The 1,990-nt window shown below is 34.3% G+C and carries 2 protein-coding genes; one reads left to right on the top strand and one right to left on the bottom strand.

From position 1 onward, the window contains the following. Positions 1 to 63 precede the first annotated feature (63 nt). Positions 64 to 297, top strand: a complete 234-nt coding sequence (locus ACN4EE_RS22985) for a hypothetical protein (protein ID WP_431708838.1) — start codon at positions 64 to 66, stop codon at positions 295 to 297. A gap of 35 nt (positions 298 to 332) precedes the next feature. Here the strand turns inward: ACN4EE_RS22985 and ACN4EE_RS22980 are convergent, their stop codons facing one another. After that, positions 333 to 1,856: a serine/threonine protein kinase gene (locus ACN4EE_RS22980; RefSeq protein ID WP_431708837.1), complete on the bottom strand. Its 1,524-nt coding sequence runs from the start codon at positions 1,854 to 1,856 to the stop codon at positions 333 to 335. Between the last annotated feature and the right edge of the window lie 134 nt (positions 1,857 to 1,990).

Here is a 1,990-nt window from a genome sequence, read left to right as displayed (position 1 = left end):
TGATACCTGACACCTTTTTTTAGACATAATTTATCATACTCAAAGTAAGAGAGCCATTTAATTATGGAATTAAACACTCAGATTCCTGATGTGCTATATCAACAAATTGAAACTTTAGCCAAACAACAAAATATTCCTGTTGAAGAATTAATTACAATGGCTTTATCTTCTCAAATATCTTCTTGGTTAACTAAAGACTATTTGACGGAAAAAGCACAACAAGGAAGTTGGGAACAATTACAAAAGGTATTAACTAAAGTTCCTAATTGTCCCCCTGAAGATTATGATCAATTATAAGTGATCTTGTCCTACACTGTTATGATTTAGAATTGCTATATTTTAGATTTTTTAATCGCAGATAAAATGGTACTTTTTACAGATTCAAATTGTTTTTTCAAAGAAATTTTACTTAATTCTGGTTGACTTTCTCCTCGAAAAGAGAGACTTTGTTCAATAAAATTTTGCAGTTGTTTAATTTTTTCGGAGCTTATTTTAACCGTTAATAACTGCTTATATTGAAGGGGTTTACCGAGTTCAAATAAAAGAATATAATATAAATTCTTGGCAACTAAATTATTACTAATTTGATGCCCTGTTTCTGTTTTTAAATCTAGGTAACAAGGCAACCATTTTGGCTCATAATGACGGTTATATAATAAGTTTACCCATAATATCATGGGGTGAGGATTTAATTGGAACATAAAATGATTAAAACACAGGGTTTTTTGAGGACTAAATACACTTACTTCCTGAGATTCTAACATTGTCCATAAACTGGCAAATTCTCCTTCTTGGGAGTCTGTTATACAAGGAAAAACTATTTTTTTTCTAGGTTTATCACTGGGCCAATTACTCTTTTTATAAACTTCTTGTAAAGGCAAAATTTCTTTGTTTTGAGGGGTTTTGACGGCTGAATAACCAAAAGAATTACCCTCATCAGTGGGTTTATTATATTCCCTTTCTAAAGGTGTAATAACTCTTAAAATTTCGCCTATACTTTGAGGTCGATCGAGAGGAGATTTGGCAAGACATTTCATGATGATGGATTCCAAATTTGGCGGTAATTGCAAGTAACTAGGAAGAGGTTGAGGAGTCAATTCTTGATGGGCTTTATACCATGATTGAAAAGTTCTATTTTCCGCCATAATGGGCTTTTTTTGACTCAACATTTGATACATTAACACCCCTAAACTATAAATATCCGATGTGGGGGCTAATTCTTCCTCCGCCATTTGCTCAGGAGAGCAGTATTCAGGAGTCCCCATGAAGTGCTGTTGTGTTGTTCCTTGACTTGGTTCATGAATTTGAGCAATACCAAAGTCTAATATTTTGACGATGATATTTTTATTAGCATCTCGTGCTAAGAATATATTACTTGGTTTAATGTCTCGATGGATAATGGGTGCTAACTCTCCATTTACTAAAATACCATTATGGGCGCATTCCAACCCTAAACAAATTTGACGGGTTAAATATAAAAATTTTGCTACGGATAGGGATTTTTTCTTGACTAATTGATCTAAATCTTCACCTTCCATATATTCCATCACATAAAAGGGTACTTGATCATTGCCGATACCGTAATCTTTTACCTTGACAATATGTTGACTTTGCTCTCCTAATAAGGCACTTATTTTCGCTTCCGTTTCAAATCTCGATCGCATTTTCTCGTCTAGCAATGCTTGAGATAAGAATTTAATGGCGACAATGGTATCCCCTGATGATTTATCAATGGCTTTATATACTTGCCCCATAGCACCTTTCCCAATTTGATGAACCAACTGATAACGATTTGCCAACAAATTACCTGATTCATTGCCAAAGGATTTTACTAAGTCTGATAGTGGTTTAAACATGAAGGTTCGATCGAGGAGGCTATAGTAATTAGTTGCTTATTATATCACAAGTAGGGATTTAGCACACTAGATCACCCTGAGTGAACTATAAAATGATGAAGATAAGAGGGAGAGGGGGGAGAGGGGGGAGAGGG

It is taken from the genome of Geminocystis sp. CENA526, assembly GCF_050753365.1.
Lineage (GTDB): Bacteria > Cyanobacteriota > Cyanobacteriia > Cyanobacteriales > Cyanobacteriaceae > Geminocystis.
Note: the sequence above shows the minus strand (reverse complement) of the source record. Positions and strands in the feature narration are given on the sequence as shown.